Origin of the sequence: Thalassospira sp. NFXS8, from assembly GCF_040148805.1 — a bacterium.
Lineage (GTDB): Bacteria > Pseudomonadota > Alphaproteobacteria > Rhodospirillales > Thalassospiraceae > Thalassospira.
In genome coordinates this window covers 694,370-708,548 of the sequence record NZ_JAGEMF010000001.1, presented here as the reverse complement: position 1 = coordinate 708,548, position 14,179 = coordinate 694,370, and the positions used below count along the sequence as shown (strand labels likewise).

The 14,179-nt window shown below is 52.0% G+C and carries 12 protein-coding genes and 3 tRNA genes; 9 read left to right on the top strand and 6 right to left on the bottom strand.

Annotated elements, in window-relative coordinates; translation table 11 throughout:
• Positions 1-80: 80 nt before the first annotated feature.
• Positions 81-809 carry a hypothetical protein gene (locus tag J4E05_RS03215; protein WP_349592355.1) on the bottom strand — a complete coding sequence of 243 codons (729 nt, stop codon included), beginning with the start codon at positions 807-809 and terminating at the stop codon, positions 81-83.
• A 592-nt stretch (positions 810-1,401) separates the two neighbouring features.
• Between J4E05_RS03215 and J4E05_RS03210 the strand changes: the two genes are divergently transcribed.
• The 6 genes from J4E05_RS03210 to J4E05_RS03185 all read left to right on the top strand — a co-directional run bounded on the left by J4E05_RS03210 (position 1,402) and on the right by J4E05_RS03185 (position 4,772).
• Positions 1,402-2,211 carry a substrate-binding periplasmic protein gene (locus tag J4E05_RS03210; RefSeq protein WP_349592353.1) on the top strand — a complete coding sequence of 270 codons (810 nt, stop codon included), beginning with the start codon at positions 1,402-1,404 and terminating at the stop codon, positions 2,209-2,211.
• 168 nt (positions 2,212-2,379) lie between these two features.
• On the top strand, positions 2,380-3,072 hold the full coding sequence (locus J4E05_RS03205) for a glutathione S-transferase family protein (RefSeq protein WP_349592351.1): 693 nt from the start codon (positions 2,380-2,382) through the stop codon (positions 3,070-3,072).
• A gap of 42 nt (positions 3,073-3,114) precedes the next feature.
• Complete coding sequence (locus J4E05_RS03200; RefSeq protein WP_246833009.1) at positions 3,115-4,377, top strand: MFS transporter; 1,263 nt, start codon at positions 3,115-3,117, stop codon at positions 4,375-4,377.
• Positions 4,378-4,473: 96 nt separating this feature from the next.
• Positions 4,474-4,549, top strand: a tRNA-Glu gene (locus J4E05_RS03195).
• Between the two features lie 35 nt (positions 4,550-4,584).
• Positions 4,585-4,660 (top strand) — tRNA-Glu (locus tag J4E05_RS03190).
• A gap of 36 nt (positions 4,661-4,696) precedes the next feature.
• Positions 4,697-4,772: transfer RNA gene (locus tag J4E05_RS03185), tRNA-Glu, on the top strand.
• A 583-nt stretch (positions 4,773-5,355) separates the two neighbouring features.
• Here the strand turns inward: J4E05_RS03185 and J4E05_RS03180 are convergent.
• Both J4E05_RS03180 and J4E05_RS03175 read right to left on the bottom strand, forming a co-directional pair.
• Positions 5,356-6,972: a DNA polymerase IV gene (locus J4E05_RS03180; protein ID WP_349592348.1), complete on the bottom strand. Its 1,617-nt coding sequence runs from the start codon at positions 6,970-6,972 to the stop codon at positions 5,356-5,358.
• Between the two features lie 102 nt (positions 6,973-7,074).
• Entirely contained in the window at positions 7,075-8,346 is a 1,272-nt protein-coding gene (locus J4E05_RS03175) for an EAL domain-containing protein (protein WP_085593369.1), read from the bottom strand.
• Positions 8,347-8,638: 292 nt separating this feature from the next.
• Between J4E05_RS03175 and J4E05_RS03170 the strand changes: the two genes are divergently transcribed.
• From J4E05_RS03170 to J4E05_RS03160, 3 genes are all read left to right on the top strand, one after another.
• Positions 8,639-9,994 (top strand): tetratricopeptide repeat protein, encoded by a 1,356-nt coding sequence (locus J4E05_RS03170; protein WP_349592346.1) that lies wholly within the window; start codon positions 8,639-8,641, stop codon positions 9,992-9,994.
• Positions 9,995-10,117: 123 nt separating this feature from the next.
• Positions 10,118-10,816, top strand: a complete 699-nt coding sequence (locus J4E05_RS03165; protein WP_349592344.1) for an SAM hydrolase/SAM-dependent halogenase family protein — start codon at positions 10,118-10,120, stop codon at positions 10,814-10,816.
• A gap of 149 nt (positions 10,817-10,965) precedes the next feature.
• A complete protein-coding gene (locus J4E05_RS03160) occupies positions 10,966-11,796 on the top strand; it encodes an MBL fold metallo-hydrolase (RefSeq protein WP_349592342.1) in 831 nt (276 codons plus the stop codon).
• A 186-nt stretch (positions 11,797-11,982) separates the two neighbouring features.
• Here the strand turns inward: J4E05_RS03160 and J4E05_RS03155 are convergent, their stop codons facing one another.
• The 3 genes from J4E05_RS03155 to J4E05_RS03145 all read right to left on the bottom strand — a co-directional run bounded on the left by J4E05_RS03155 (position 11,983) and on the right by J4E05_RS03145 (position 14,003).
• Positions 11,983-12,354: a VOC family protein gene (locus J4E05_RS03155; RefSeq protein WP_085593291.1), complete on the bottom strand. Its 372-nt coding sequence runs from the start codon at positions 12,352-12,354 to the stop codon at positions 11,983-11,985.
• 122 nt (positions 12,355-12,476) lie between these two features.
• On the bottom strand, positions 12,477-13,172 hold the full coding sequence (locus J4E05_RS03150; protein ID WP_085593293.1) for an OmpA/MotB family protein: 696 nt from the start codon (positions 13,170-13,172) through the stop codon (positions 12,477-12,479).
• 36 nt (positions 13,173-13,208) lie between these two features.
• Positions 13,209-14,003, bottom strand: coding sequence for a motility protein A (locus J4E05_RS03145; RefSeq protein WP_085593295.1), 795 nt, complete (start codon positions 14,001-14,003; stop codon positions 13,209-13,211).
• Positions 14,004-14,179: the final 176 nt, after the last annotated feature.

Sequence of the window (14,179 nt, the reverse complement as noted above, 5' to 3'; positions counted from 1 at the left end):
TAATAAAAATTTGCGGGGGGGCTGGACAAAGTAATGAGCAGTGCCGGACTGCGGCAGTTTTGTCCTGCCCGGGGCTGATGTCAGGGGGTGTCGGTTGGGGTTTTGCGATTGGAAATTGAATGACGCCGGATAATGGCAGAAACAATTTGCGCAATCATCATACCGGTATCTGCCTGGCTTAATTCATCCCCTAGCAGGGTTGTGATTTCCTTGTAGGCTGCCAGAATATCCTGGGTAATGCGCGGCGCATCATCAATGCCTTCGGCAGTCAGAAATCCGGTTACAATCGCAGAAAGCAGGCCGAGGTCGTCATAGGGGCGATTAGGAGAAAGGCTTTTCGCCGTGTTTGCCTGATCTTTATTGATCGCGGTCGCTTTTGCTGATGGCAACGATTTTTCTTCGGCGCTGTTATTGGCGTCGCCATTGGCCATGTTTGCGCCAACAATTTCAGACACCCCCATGTGATGAACGTTGCTTTGATCCAGGTTGCTGACATGCTGATGCGCGCCGCGTCGGGCTCGGGTATGTTGCGGGCTGCCTGTGGTTTCCATCACCGGGTCGGTATGAACCGGGCCATGCCCTGTTACAATCCATTCCAGCCGAACAGATTGCGCCGAGGCAAGCCGGGCAATGCCAACAAAACGGGGTTCGGATTGCGCATGGCACCAGCGATTAAGTTGTTCGGGAATGACACCGGCAACTTCTGCTGCGTCTTTTTTGCGGTCAAACATCTCAACCACATGCCGAATGCGTTCGCCAAGGGCGGGGTCAAGGACTGGCAACGCTTTGGCGTGGTTATTTTTTGCCATTTGCACCGTCCCGATTTGTTGCGGGGCATGCCGAAAAGTCGCGTAAAGTTCTCGTAAGGCGCGAAAAACATGCGCCGCGAAATTTTTTGGTTGAATGTCGAATTTTTTCGTTATAAGTCTTTTTCATGCTCAACTATTGCTGACTTTTTTTCGAGTTAAAGGCCGGTATAGTGGGCGATGGGGGTAGTAAAACGGTAGTATAGTGGGAACAACCGAAATCAAGCCCGAAAAGCATTGCTGACAAACAACAGGATTTGGACATTCTGTTCTTTATCTGGTGGCCGTGAATTAAATTAAGAACAATTGCAGGGCGAATTAATTTGGTAAGATTTGTCCTTTTGTTTTTAATATCGCAAGTCGATTACAGTAAATGATGTTTGGCTGTGCTGGCAATCAACAAGTCCTTGTGCGATCAAGGTATTTTTATGGCTTGTCGTGTTTTTCAGGTTGAATTTCCTGAAAACGTGTATTTAGCGGCGCGCTGAAAAGATACCAGCCATGTGTCATTTTTGGGATAATGATGTGTCTGCGTGTCGGTATTTAATTGATGTCTGACAATAGGTTAGGATGGTGCAGGCAGATTGCCCCCATAATGACAGCACTGGCGTTACTGCTTGCCATTCCCGGAATGGCATTTGCGGGGTCCCTGTCCGAAAAATTGCCAGACCAGGGGTATATTGGCGCCGCCAGATCTGTCCATTTATATACTGAAAACCTGCCGCCGTTTAACTATCGCGTTAAAAACGGGATTGCCGGTGTTGGTGCCGATATCGTTGCTGCTATGGCAAAACTGGTAGGGCATAACGGCGAATTTGAAATGCTGCCGTGGAAGCGGGTTCTTTCGGTTTTGGAAAATGAACCCTATAGCGCTGCTTTCTCCATGGTGCGTATCCCCGAACGGGAACGCGAATTTAAGTGGGTTGGCCCGATCACCCATGCCAGGACGGCCTTTTATCAGGTGGCGGATAACCCGGTAAAAGTGCGATCCCTTGTGGACGCACGCAAGGTATCTGCCATTGGTGTGCAGGCGGGCGGCGCATCGGAACGTGCTTTGCGAACCCTTGGGTTTGACAACCTGATGCCGCTTTATGCGCCAAATCATGGCCTGCAAATGTTACTAAGCGGGCGTATAGCCCTTTGGGAAACCGCTGATTTGGTGATGGCAAGCCAAAGCCGCGAACTTGGTGTTTCAACTGATCTGGTCGAACCTGCACTTGAGGTGGGGGAATATGATCTGTATCTGGCTTTTTCCCTGTCCACACCCGATACCGTTATTGTGCCATGGCGACAGGCTCTTAACGAATTGCACCGCAACGGTGTCTATGATGAAATTCAACGGCGCTATGGCGTTAATATTGACCGTCCGTCTTCGCACAAAACCAGTTTTTCCCTTTTGAACTAGTGTTGCGGCCGTCGTTTTGCGCTAAAAGTTGATGCTGTTAACTTTGCAGTGTTGTTTTGTTTTGCGGGGTCATTTTTTGACAAAGGGTAGCAAACAGAAAATATTTTCCTATTTCCGGGTTATCCTTGGCCGTTGGTCGGCCTTTTATAATTTGCATGGGAATATTTTATGCCTGATAGCACAAAACCGGAATTAATCAGCTTTGATTTGTGTCCCTTTGTTCAGCGTTCTGTCATTACTCTTTTGGAAAAGAACGTTGAATTTGACCTGACCTATATTGACCTTGCGAACAAGCCAGACTGGTTTTTGGAAATTTCGCCATTGGGCAAGGTGCCAGTCCTGCGTGAAAAGGGCGAAGTCCTTTTTGAAAGTGCCGTCATTAACGAATACCTTGACGAAGTTAACCCGCCCTCGCTGCATCCCGCCGATCCACTTAAAAAGGCGCAAAATCGGGCCTGGGTTGAAGTTGGCGGCAATCAGCTGATGCATTCCTTTCGCATGATGATGGCCGAAACCCGTGAAGATTACGACGCCCATCGTGATGCTCTGATCAAGGGGTTTCGTATGGTGGAAGATCAGGTTGGTGGAACATTTTTCAACGGTGATCATTTTTCCCTGGTTGATACCGCATGGGCGCCGCTGTTTACCCGGTTGCTGATTGTCGAAGATGTGCTGGGCGAGGATTATCTGCCGTCCTATCCCAAAATCCGGGCCTGGGCGAACGCGCTGGTGGCGCGCGACAGTGTGATCCATTCGGTTCGCGAAGGTTTTCGTGAGAAGTTCCTGACCTACCTGCAAAACAAAACGTATCACGGCAATACACCCGGTTACGTAGCAGACAGGCTTGCGAGCGCGGCCTGATCGTCCTATTCCGATAGGATGACAGAACAAAACCAGACAGATATGACAACAAAGCGGGAGCACCCGAACCACAGCAAACTTGCGTTTGTCCTGGTTCTGGTCCCGCTTTTGCTGTCTTTTTCGCTTAGCCAGTTTTACCGCTCGGCGCAGGCGCTACTTGCGGACTCGCTTCGGGGGGAACTGGGCGTAACCCCGGAGCAACTTGGGCTTATTTCAGGCAGTTTTCATTTTGCCTTTGCGCTGATGCAAATTCCCGTTGGCGTCATGCTGGATCGTTTCGGCCCGCGCAAGACCAATGGGGTCATGATGATCATTACCGTGATGGGGGTGATCGTCTTTGCCAGGGCGCATAGCGTGACCGGCCTTATGATCGGGCAGGGGATTATCGGCATGGGCTGTGCGGCTGCTTTTATGGCGACGCTGGTTTGTGCTTCGCGCTGGGTTGCGCCGGAAAAATTTGCGGCGACCTCGGGCATTATCGTCGCACTCAGCCTGCTTGGTGTGCTGGCCTCGGCAACGCCCCTTGCCGCCCTGATCGAATATCAGGGCTGGCGGGGCGTATATTACTGGCTGGCTGGGTTAAGTGTGCTGGCTGTGATCCTGACATTTGTTATGGTCCGCGATGAACCCCCGCACATGCAACGCAAACAGCCCCGCCGGGGTGAAACCATGCGTGAAGTTCTGCAGGGTATTCTGGAGGTTTGGAAAAACCGCCAGATGTGGTTGCTGGTTGCGGTTGGTTTTTTTGCCTATCCGACAATATTGACGGTGCGGGGCCTGTGGGGCGGGCCATATTTGCATGATGTGTTTCATCTGGCTCCGGTGCAGGTTGGCAATATTTTGCTGGCGATGACCATTGGCATGATCGCCGGGCCGCCTTGCTATGGGCATGTGGCACGTTTGATGGGCGGGCGCGCACGGCCCTTAATTCTGTTTTCGGTTTTTATCTCGACCATTCTGTTGCTGTTGCAGGCAACTTTTGGTGTGGCCCACGTGTGGCTGGCGGCCTTTCTGATGATGGCACATGGTTTTTTAGGAAGCTGCGCAACGCTGAATTATGCAGCCAGCCGTGCGGCAGTGCCACAACATCTGATCGGGCGGGCCCTGACCACAGTTAATCTGGCGACCTTTGGCGGGCTGTTTGTTTTGCAAGGGCTCGCAGGGGTCATCATTGGCCAATATCCATCTGATCAGGCAATTATCGGTTATCAATGGATGTTTGGCTTTCTGGGGGTCGGGCTTGGTGTTGCCGGAATGGCGTTTTGGCTGGGCGGGCGACCTCGGAAAGCCCAGAAAAATGGCTGAAATGGCGAAGGGATTAAAAAAAACGTCATAAGGGCAAAAAACCCGCTTGACCTTACCCGGTCCACTCGCTACAAACCGGCCTCGTTAACGCACCGCGTCCCCTTCGTCTAGAGGCCTAGGACACTGCCCTTTCACGGCGGCAACAGGGGTTCGAATCCCCTAGGGGACGCCACCCGTTAACGAAGAAAATGCTTTATTGGTGACCGTGTCCCCTTCGTCTAGAGGCCTAGGACACTGCCCTTTCACGGCGGCAACAGGGGTTCGAATCCCCTAGGGGACGCCACCAGTAAGCATAACATAAAATCGCTTTGCGATCTGCGTCCCCTTCGTCTAGAGGCCTAGGACACTGCCCTTTCACGGCGGCAACAGGGGTTCGAATCCCCTAGGGGACGCCATTTCCTTTTTGGGAAATGCCCACAATCACCTTTCCCGAGCGGGTTGGGTGATTTTTTATTTTTCAGCATAATTTCAATATTTTGCACGGCGCCTCTGACATCAGGATTCGGTTTGTTGGCATGATCCCGATATATTTTCGTCGTGGTCGGCAATCAATATTCCCTGTTTTCATTTTGTGCCATTTTCATTTTACGGCCCGCCGCAGCGATATAAGGCTTGAACAGCCCGGCATAGGTTGGCCTAGCGTGTCAGGGAACGAAAAATCCCTATCCTTACCTGTTCAAAAGGGAGGGTGCGGGTAAAAGACCACATTTGGTTCGTGTCGTTCTGATTTCTATTAAAACGCGAATTTTTTCGATGTTACTTGCTTTTGGCAACGGTACCTTAACCGGGCAAAACAAAGCCGGCTGCCCAATTGCCGTATGGGTTGGAATTGTTCATAGTCTGCCCGAAATTATCCAAGCCTTGTATACTTTGCCCCCGGTATCTGCACGGGCTGCATTTGACAGTGCGTGCCGGGGCGGGCTGTGCGCCTGCGGGCACGTGCAGCCGCGCCGTTACAACGATGATAAGGGGGGCGTTTTAAAAAACGAATTTATGCTGACGGGGCTGTTTCAGGTGCTTGCGATAGGGGCGCGTCAGGCTTTCACGCAATTGCTCGGCGGTGGGGCGCGGCAACAAACTGTTTTGAGGGGGCGTGCCGGTTTGTGTGGCGTTTGATGATGTTGAAGATGGATGCGAGGACGCAGACGCAGTCATCGCAACATGGTTATCTGCGAACGGCACTCTGTGCGCGAATGCCGGTGTCAGGTGTTCTGTATGCGGATGTGGCTGAGGCAACGTGTTGTCGTGTTTATCGTTATCGGTTCTGCCATTTTTCGCGTCCATGGCGGGCGATGCAGGTGGTGGTGCAGCGACGGCTGCGCCTGCCGTCAGGGTGCACGGGGCTGTTTTAGGCGGGGTGGGCAACGTGGTGCCCGTTGGGTCTGTTATGGCGGGCAGTGCAGCGGCGGCTGCCGGTGATATCGCAAACAGGTCATCCGGGTCGGCATCTTCTGCATCAAACAGGTCGGTCACGCCCACGCCCAGCAATCGAAACCGGGTGCCATCAATTTCACGATGTAACAAGGTCATCGCGCTTTGCAAAATGACATCTTCGCGCAAGGTTGGATAGGCAAGGCGCATGTTGCGGGTTCGTGATTTGAAATCTGCTGTCTTTAATTTCAGGACAACGGTATGCCCGGCAATGCGTTTGCGTTCCAGGTCCCGCGCTACCCGCCCGGTTAGCCGGGTTAAAACATCGCCCAGCGCGGTGCTGTCGGCAATGTCTTCGCCAAAAGTCGTTTCCGATGACAGGCTTTTACGTTCCGACGTGGTTTCGACCTGCCGGTTATCCTGTCCGCGTGAAAAATGGTAAAATCGCTTGCCGATACTGCCATATCGCCCCTGAAGGCGGTGGATATCGATTTCATGTAGCTGCCCGATCGTTTTAATGCCGTCCTGATGCAGTTTGCGCTCCATTGCCGGGCCAACACCCCACATCATCCGTACCGGCTTGTCAGACAGAAATTCAACGGCCTCCGCCTGGCCAATCAGCGAAAAGCCGAACGGTTTGTTCAGGTCAGATGCAATCTTTGCCAGAAACTTGTTATAGGATAGCCCGATGGATACCGTAATGCCGACTTCTTGCAAAATCTGCTTTTGCAGTGCAATGAGATTTTCCGCAGGGCTTTTGCCGGTGCGTTCATAGGCGTCGGATAAATCCATAAAGGCTTCGTCGATGGACAGGGGTTCAATAACCGGGGTTGCGGCCCGCATCATGTCGCGAATCCGCATGCCTTCACGCTGGTATTTCGCCATGTCGGGTGGCAAAAAAATGCCATCGGGGCAAAGTTCGCGTGCCTTGAAGGCCGGCATGGCCGAACGGATACCAAATTTACGCGCAATATAGCAGCAGGTTGACACCACACCGCGTTTGCCGCCGCCAATAATGACAGGCTGATCGGCCAGCTCCGGGCGATCGCGTTTCTCAATCGAGGCATAAAAAGCATCGCAATCTAGGTGCCCGATACCGAGTTCAGGTAATTCGGCATGGGCAATGCTGCGTTTGTCCCCGCAATGCGGGCATAAAATGGCAGATACGGCCAAAACAGATGGCCGCCATTTATGCAGGCAGGAGGGGCAAATTGCGTAAACCATACCTTTTTGTACTTCTTTTGTTCGCAATCTGCAAAGAAGATTTGGCCGCGAACAAAAGCTGCCTGACAGTTTTTGTCAGGATAAAATGCCGTTGCGGCAGTGTCAGGGGGATTTTTTCGGGGCAGGGGCCTTGGCTGCTTTTGCGGCCTTGCTGGCATTTTTCGCCCGGCGGGTACGGGCAATCATATTGTCAACATAACGTCCCTGAAATAGCGTAATGCCCAGTGACTGACCAAACCGAATGGCGGTTGGCGTGTCGCACCGGCATAAAATAACGCGCTCCCGGCCAGACTGTTGAACCAGCGTATCCATTTCGCTGTATTTTTTGCGAATGACGTTATCGGTCATTTCTTCGCGCCAGGCGATTTTGATAAAATCCGCCTTCAGGCTGGTACGGTCTACAAACGATAATGATTCAACCGTTAAATTGTCGATCAGAATGCGGTAGCCCCGTTCATGAAATTCGTCGCGCAGGCGCAAATAGGTTTCCAGGTTTGAAAACAGATCAACCTGGTTGAATTCCAAAATTACATTGCCGGGCCACCCTTTGCGGACGATTTCGTCAAACCGTTCAAACTCGCGCGATGTTAACGTGGCAAGGTTCAGGTTGATTGAAAAGGATGATGCATGGGTCTTGAAGGTGCGCTTGCACAAATAATTCAGCATGCGTTTGTCCAGCACTTCGGTCATGTGCTGAAACAGCCACTTGTTCGATGCCAGATCAATATTGGGCATGACGGCGTCACGCAATTCGGCGATCGAGACAAAAAATTCGTCAAATACGGGGTGAAGTTCGCCGCCATTGTTTTTTGACAGCACACAAACCGGTTGCTGGCGAATATGCGCAGACAGATCAGCCGTATGAATGGTTTCTTCCAGCTGTGCCAGATTGTCGGCGTTGATCGGTTGCAACTGGAATTTCTGTTCGCCCGCCATATCCCGGCGTTGCTGTTTTTGCGCGCTTTCGCTCATATAGCGGCAAAGCAGCAAAAATTCCTGAAACTCGGTATTCAGGTTATACCAGGTACAAAAGCCGGTTTCCTCGCTTTCGTCCTGGGCCACCGGGTCGTCGCGAAAAAGATACCTTAGCGTTTCAACGCCCGGCTCAACATCGCTAATGGTCTTGTCTTTCCAGATGAACAAAAGGTCATTATTGCTCAGCACAAAAATGCGACCGACAAAAAGTTTGACGTAACTTTCAAAGGTGTTGGTGGCAACCCGGATATGATAATCGCGTCGATGGAACGGTTTTAGGCGCGACAAATGGATATGCACCGCCCGATGCCCGAACTTGCGGGTTTCCAAGCGTTGCACATAATCAAGCAGCAGGTGTTCCTGCAATGCCTGTTGCCCATATTGTTGCGGCTCAATCAAGCACATTCCCCTGAGTAAACGGTACGCACTTTAGTATCTTTGCTTGTGAATTTAAGCACACCTCCCTGAAGGGGAGATTAAGATCTGTACTTTTGCGTATGTTTTCATTTTTCTGGCAAATGCAAGCCATAGCGCATAGTCAACGGATTAACCAAGAGATTTTAACGAATTATTGCAAGGCGATCAGCCAAACTGTTGTGAATGGGACATGAATATTCGCAGTGTCACAAACTTGACAGGGCTACGGGGAAGTGGTCCCTTGTTTCGCATCTGGGTATATGGGGTTGGCGTAATGAACGCGGTAACAGATAAAACCGTGACTTTTGGTCGTCGTGGGCTGCGTGTCCTGATATTGGCAGGGCTGGTTTCGGTTGGGGCGGCATGTGCCCCGATCGGTGATCGCGACTTCTGGAATCAGGCGACATCATTTGCCGGCAAGGACGATACAGCCCTTGGTTTGTCCGAAGTGGTGTCAGGGAATTATCCGGCGGCAGAAAAGTTTCTTGATGCGGCTATTACGCGCAACCCGTTAAACGGATATGCGCTGTTATGGCGCGGAATCGTTTATCAGAATACCGGCCGCCCCGATAAGGCCCGCCAGGATTACAGCGCTGTTATTGCATCCAATCCGCCCGGCACCATTGTGATGGCCGGGCCAAATAACACACAGTTGCATCCGCTGCGCGACGCGGCCCAATATAACCTGAACCGGCTTGAACAGGGCTTGCCAGGTGTGGTTGGCGTCAGCGCAGATGCCAACAGTGTGGCGGCGTCGCCGGTTAATGGAATGCCGATGATGGAAGCTCCGTTCGATGCCGGGGCCGAACCATCGATGCCGGCAAATGCGGCGATGGCAAATGCAAATGTCGCCAAGCGGTTTTCAATTTTGCGTAACTTGCAAACAGCCGGGCTCATCACCCCCGAGGAGTTTTCAGCCAGGCGAGCTGCTAATCTGGGCGCGCTATTGCCAATGACAGCCCCGGCCCCCGCAGCTTATCTTGACCGTGAACCGCCAGACGGGCGCGAAATTCAAAGCCGACTTGAGCAGCTTAATAAGTCGTTGCAAATGGGCGCTGTTACGGTGCAGGACCATGTGAATGAACGCACCGCGATTCTTGACGGGGTTTTGCCGGCCGAACCGCGCGAACGCGCGACACCCGCCCCGGCCCCGCAGGGCTTGATGGATGCGGCGCGCAAAATTTCGCGCATTGAAGATTTGCAAAAAGAAAAGCTGATCACACCGACCGAGTTCACAAAAGAACGCAATGCGATTGAAGCATCGATTATTGAACCGGCCAATGCCAGCATGGTGTCGCAGGAAGGCCAGCCGGTGCGCCGGGTGGCAACCGGTGCCGATGCCCCCAGTCGCGCAGTTAACAAGGTTGCCAGCGCGCCGGTAAAATCATCGGGCGGGGCGGAAATTCATTTGGCATCCTATCGTAATCAAACCCAGGCCGAACGGGGCTGGCTGATTTTGGGAAGCCGGTTTGCCAATGAACTTGGTGGCCTGGACCATGAAATTCGCAAGGTATCGGTGCCGGGTAAAGGTACATTTTATCGCCTGCTGGCCGATGGTATGGACCCGGCCAGGGCCACGAAAGTTTGTGCCGATTTAAAACGTCGTGGTCAGTATTGCGACGTAAAATAATGCTTTCGGCGGGCCTGACAGCCCGTCGATTTTCCGGTGCCATAAACTTTGCCTTTGTTGTGATGTTTGTCATATGCGGTTGTGTCAACCAGGATCAAACTGTGATGATAACAGGATAAAATCATGATTCTGGTGTTTAGTGATTTTCATACAACCGGGCCTTATAGCGGGGCGATGCGCGCCGCGGCGTTGCGTTATGCCGGGCAGGGCGACGTGGTGGTTGACCTGATGGTCGATGCCCCGGATCGCGACCCGCAAAAAGCAGCCTATTTGCTGGCGGCATGCCAGGGTGAATTTATGCCCGGGGATGTCGGGTTGTGTGTTGTCGACCCCGGTGTTGGCAGTGACCGGCGTGGTTTGGTTTGCCAGTGTGACGGGGTATGGTTTGTTGGCCCGGATAATGGGTTATTTGAAATTTTGCTGCGCAGGGCCCGTCAGACGCGGCTTTGGCAAATCGATTGGCAACCTGAACGCATGTCCGCCAGCTTTCACGGGCGGGATGTTTTCGGGCCGGTTGCAGGCATGATTGCGGCGGGCAAGGCATTTTCCCGCCATGAAATTACCATGGACGACCGGTTTGCCGATGCCTGTCGCTGGCCGGATGATCTTTCGCAGGTCATTTATTGTGATGGTTATGGTAACGCGATGACGGGTCTGCGGGCATCCACCGTAAATCACGCCGGGGCGACATTAAAAATCGGTGATTTATCGCTTAAACAGGCCCGGACATTTTCCGATGTTCGCCGGGGCGACATTTTCTGGTACGAAAATGCTTTTGGTCTGGTTGAAATTGCAATTAATGGCGGACGCGCAAGCGCATGACCAGATATAAAACCCGGCGCAATTGTTGATTGGGCCAGTGCAGAATAAAGAACGTAAAGATACCCGGAACAGGCCACCATGCCAGGCCGAGGTTTACAAATGCAGTTTAGTCATGGTCTGACTGCCAAAAAGAACGGGAAACGCGCAATATGGCCATAACGGTCAAATTCTGGGGCGTGCGTGGCAGCATCGCCTGCCCGTCGCCAGAACATGTTGTTTATGGCGGCAACACCAGTTGTGTTGAAATGCGGGTCGGTGGCAAGGTTCTGATTTTTGATGCGGGAACAGGCATTCGCAATCTTGGGCGCGATCTGGTACGCCGGGGGGTATCAAATGCGTCTATTTTTCTCACGCATACCCATTGGGACCATATCAACGGGTTTCCGTTTTTTGTTCCCGCCTATGACCCGGGCAATAGTTTTGAAATTTTTGCCGGTCATCTGACCGGGCAGGGCGGGGTCGAAAAAGTATTTTCATCGCAAATGGCGAACCCCACTTTTCCTGTACCGTTATCGGCAATGCGATCAGGGTTGTCTTTTTGCGATTTTGCAACCGGTACGACGCTGCACCCAACAGATGATATTGCCGTACGCACAGCACCCCTGCGCCATCCAAACGGGGCGACAGCCTATCGGGTGGAATATGACGGGGTATCGGTGTGCTATGTGACCGATACCGAACATCAGATTGGGCAGATTGACCACACAGTGCTTGAATTTATTCGGGACGCTGATCTGGTAATTTATGATTCAACCTATACCGACGCCGAATTTGAAAAACGGATCGGTTGGGGGCATTCAACCTGGCGCGAGGGGATCCGCCTGTGCCGTGCGGCGGGGGTTGCCCGGCTTGCTTTGTTTCACCATGACCCAGACCACGATGATACAATGATGGCAGCTATTGAAAAACAGGCGCAAGGTGAATGGCCTCCTGTCTTTGCAGCCCGGGACGAAATGGTTGTTGAGGTTCGGGCAAAATAATCTGCCAGGTTCCAAGCCCTGCTGATCTGAACCAATTACGTCCGTTGGCCTAGGGGCGTGAACGTAGTCTTTGCTTCGCACGGCATGTGCGTGCGTTGACATTTCACGATGACGTGCTGTTATAAAGCCCGGCAATATGTCCTTTTTTTGGGGCAAAGATTGCGTCTTTGTCCGTTTCGGCTGTGGTTATGCAGTATCGTTATTTTTGCGAAAGGCCCGGCTTGAAACCGAAATGGCGTTTTGGCAGGGGTCTTTGGCATTGGCAAAAACATAGCCGTCTGCCCGATGGATCGGGCCAAAATCCAATCCGTTTTTTGCCGACTGGGCACAAAAACCTTCAACATCTTTAATGTCGAAAATCAGTTTCACGCCTGTTTGACCCTGCTTTTGTCCCTTGGCTGCAGGATGAAGCATGATATTTGCGCCCCCGTCACTGGCAACCAGTTCAATAATCCTGTCATTTGCCAGTTGCACGGCCTTAAAGCCAAAATGCGTTTGATAAAAAAGCGCAGTTTCATCCATGTTTTTGGCGTAAATCAGTACTTTTCCAAGGGCCATGGTGCGGCTCCATGTGATGGGAAATGCAGCATTGTTTTGCTTGCGACAGTTATGCAAGGGCTGAAACAGCGGCAAACAAAACATGCCGCTGCGGGTGTTGGCGTTCGGTAATTTAACCTGACTTATAGTCCGCGTGAATATTTCGGGAAAACACGGACTTCGATCCGTCGGTTGGCTTCACGATTTTCCGGTATCGGGTTGCCCTGGTCATCTTCATTGGGCAGTTTGGGCATGGTATCGCCATAGGAAATGGCACGCATCCGGTCTGATTGCGGATCAACGCCCACCGCGCCAAAAAAACGGACCACCGCAATAGCCCGGCCCGCCGCGAGTTCCCAGTTCGATGGAAAGCGCGGGGTGTTAATCGGGGAATCGTCGGTGTGCCCTTTGACTTCGATCTGAAAGCCCATATAGCGGGGCTGTTTTAAAAGGTCGCCGACATCCTTTAAAAACAAAACGGCATCGCGGGTTAAATCGGCTGATCCAGATTGAAAAAACGACCCGCTGGCAAGTTCCATCACGATGCCTTCATCGTCGGTTTTCACCTTGACCGATTTGTCGAGTGCCAGGTTGAAAACAACGTCTTTCAGGTCGGTTTCAAGAATTTCGGTGGGGCGTACAACACTGCGTTTGCCAATATTCTGGGCGATCCCGGCCTGAATTTTTTCAAATACCGGCAATTCAATTTTGGAAAAACTGACCAGCATGACAAAAAACGCCATCAGCAGGGTGATGGCATCGGCATAGGTTGCCAGCCAGTCCTCGTTGATTTCTGCGGGGCGTTTAGTGTCGAGCGGTGATCTGCGACGCCGGGCCATAAGCATGTCCTGTATTCAAGAAAGAACCAAACCGGTTTATTGCGGGGCCTTGTCCATATTAAAATGGATGGCCGGGTCCAGGAACGAATTCATCCGGTCCTGAATTGCGCGCGGCCCCTTGCGGTCTGCCAGCATGATCAGGCCTTCGGCAATCAGCGAATTGCGAAATTTCATAATGTCTTCGCGCTGCTGGATTTTACTGGCCGCAGGAATGAAAAAGAACCGTGCCGCCACAATGCCATAAAGCGTCGTGATCAATGCAATGGCAAGGCCTGCGCCCAGTGACGTTGGGTCATCGCCCATTTTATCAAGCATGATCACAAGGCCCACCAGCGTTCCGATCATGCCAAATGCCGGTGCGGCACCTGCCATACTGCGTAAAATATCAACCGGAACCAGATTGCGGTTATAGGAACTGTCGATGGCGTTATAAAGCATGTCGGCAACGTCATCACCGTTATAGCCGGTAATGACAATTTCCATTGCCCAGCCTAAAAACGGTTCTTCCTTGCCCAACCGGGATATTTCCTGTTCAAGGGCATTAATGCCCTTTTTCTGCATCAGGTAACCCCATTTGACCACGCGGCCAACTTCACCGGTCAATTGTCCGCGGCCCATACGCTGGGCGCGGAAAATTTTAAAAATCAGTTTTACAGCCAGCCAGACATACCTTGTCTCATAGGCAATAAAAGTCGCCGCAAATGTCCCGCCGAGCACCATCAGCACGCTCGATAGGCTAAGAAAGACGACATAGTTGTCAGTCGAGATATAAATCGACGCAACAAACAGGCCTATACCGGCCAGAATCCCCAAAATCGTTGTCAGCGACATCGCTTTTCACGTTCCTTCAAACAGAAATCTTCCTGACTTCCGCCCCCACTTCGCAGATCTGCCAATGGCAGTTGCACTTCTGTAATCATCATAGACTGCGTTTGCCCCCCTGTTAAGCAAAGAGCCACCCAAAGCACGAATGAAGCCGGTTTTTCGACCTTTGCGTTATTGAGGTG

What these genes read in the sequence shown, in the direction of transcription:
- J4E05_RS03160 (WP_349592342.1), top strand. Translation starts at nt 10,966, where the DNA reads ATGGCCATAACGGTCAAATTCTGGGGCGTGCGTGGCAGCATCGCCTGC.
- J4E05_RS03170 (WP_349592346.1), top strand. Translation starts at nt 8,639, where the DNA reads ATGAACGCGGTAACAGATAAAACCGTGACTTTTGGTCGTCGTGGGCTG.
- J4E05_RS03145 (WP_085593295.1), bottom strand. Translation starts at nt 14,003, where the DNA reads ATGTCGCTGACAACGATTTTGGGGATTCTGGCCGGTATAGGCCTGTTT.
- J4E05_RS03165 (WP_349592344.1), top strand. Translation starts at nt 10,118, where the DNA reads ATGATTCTGGTGTTTAGTGATTTTCATACAACCGGGCCTTATAGCGGG.
- J4E05_RS03155 (WP_085593291.1), bottom strand. Translation starts at nt 12,354, where the DNA reads ATGGCCCTTGGAAAAGTACTGATTTACGCCAAAAACATGGATGAAACT.
- J4E05_RS03150 (WP_085593293.1), bottom strand. Translation starts at nt 13,172, where the DNA reads ATGGCCCGGCGTCGCAGATCACCGCTCGACACTAAACGCCCCGCAGAA.
- J4E05_RS03210 (WP_349592353.1), top strand. Translation starts at nt 1,402, where the DNA reads ATGACAGCACTGGCGTTACTGCTTGCCATTCCCGGAATGGCATTTGCG.
- J4E05_RS03215 (WP_349592355.1), bottom strand. Translation starts at nt 809, where the DNA reads ATGGCAAAAAATAACCACGCCAAAGCGTTGCCAGTCCTTGACCCCGCC.
- J4E05_RS03205 (WP_349592351.1), top strand. Translation starts at nt 2,380, where the DNA reads ATGCCTGATAGCACAAAACCGGAATTAATCAGCTTTGATTTGTGTCCC.
- J4E05_RS03200 (WP_246833009.1), top strand. Translation starts at nt 3,115, where the DNA reads ATGACAACAAAGCGGGAGCACCCGAACCACAGCAAACTTGCGTTTGTC.
- J4E05_RS03180 (WP_349592348.1), bottom strand. Translation starts at nt 6,972, where the DNA reads ATGGTTTACGCAATTTGCCCCTCCTGCCTGCATAAATGGCGGCCATCT.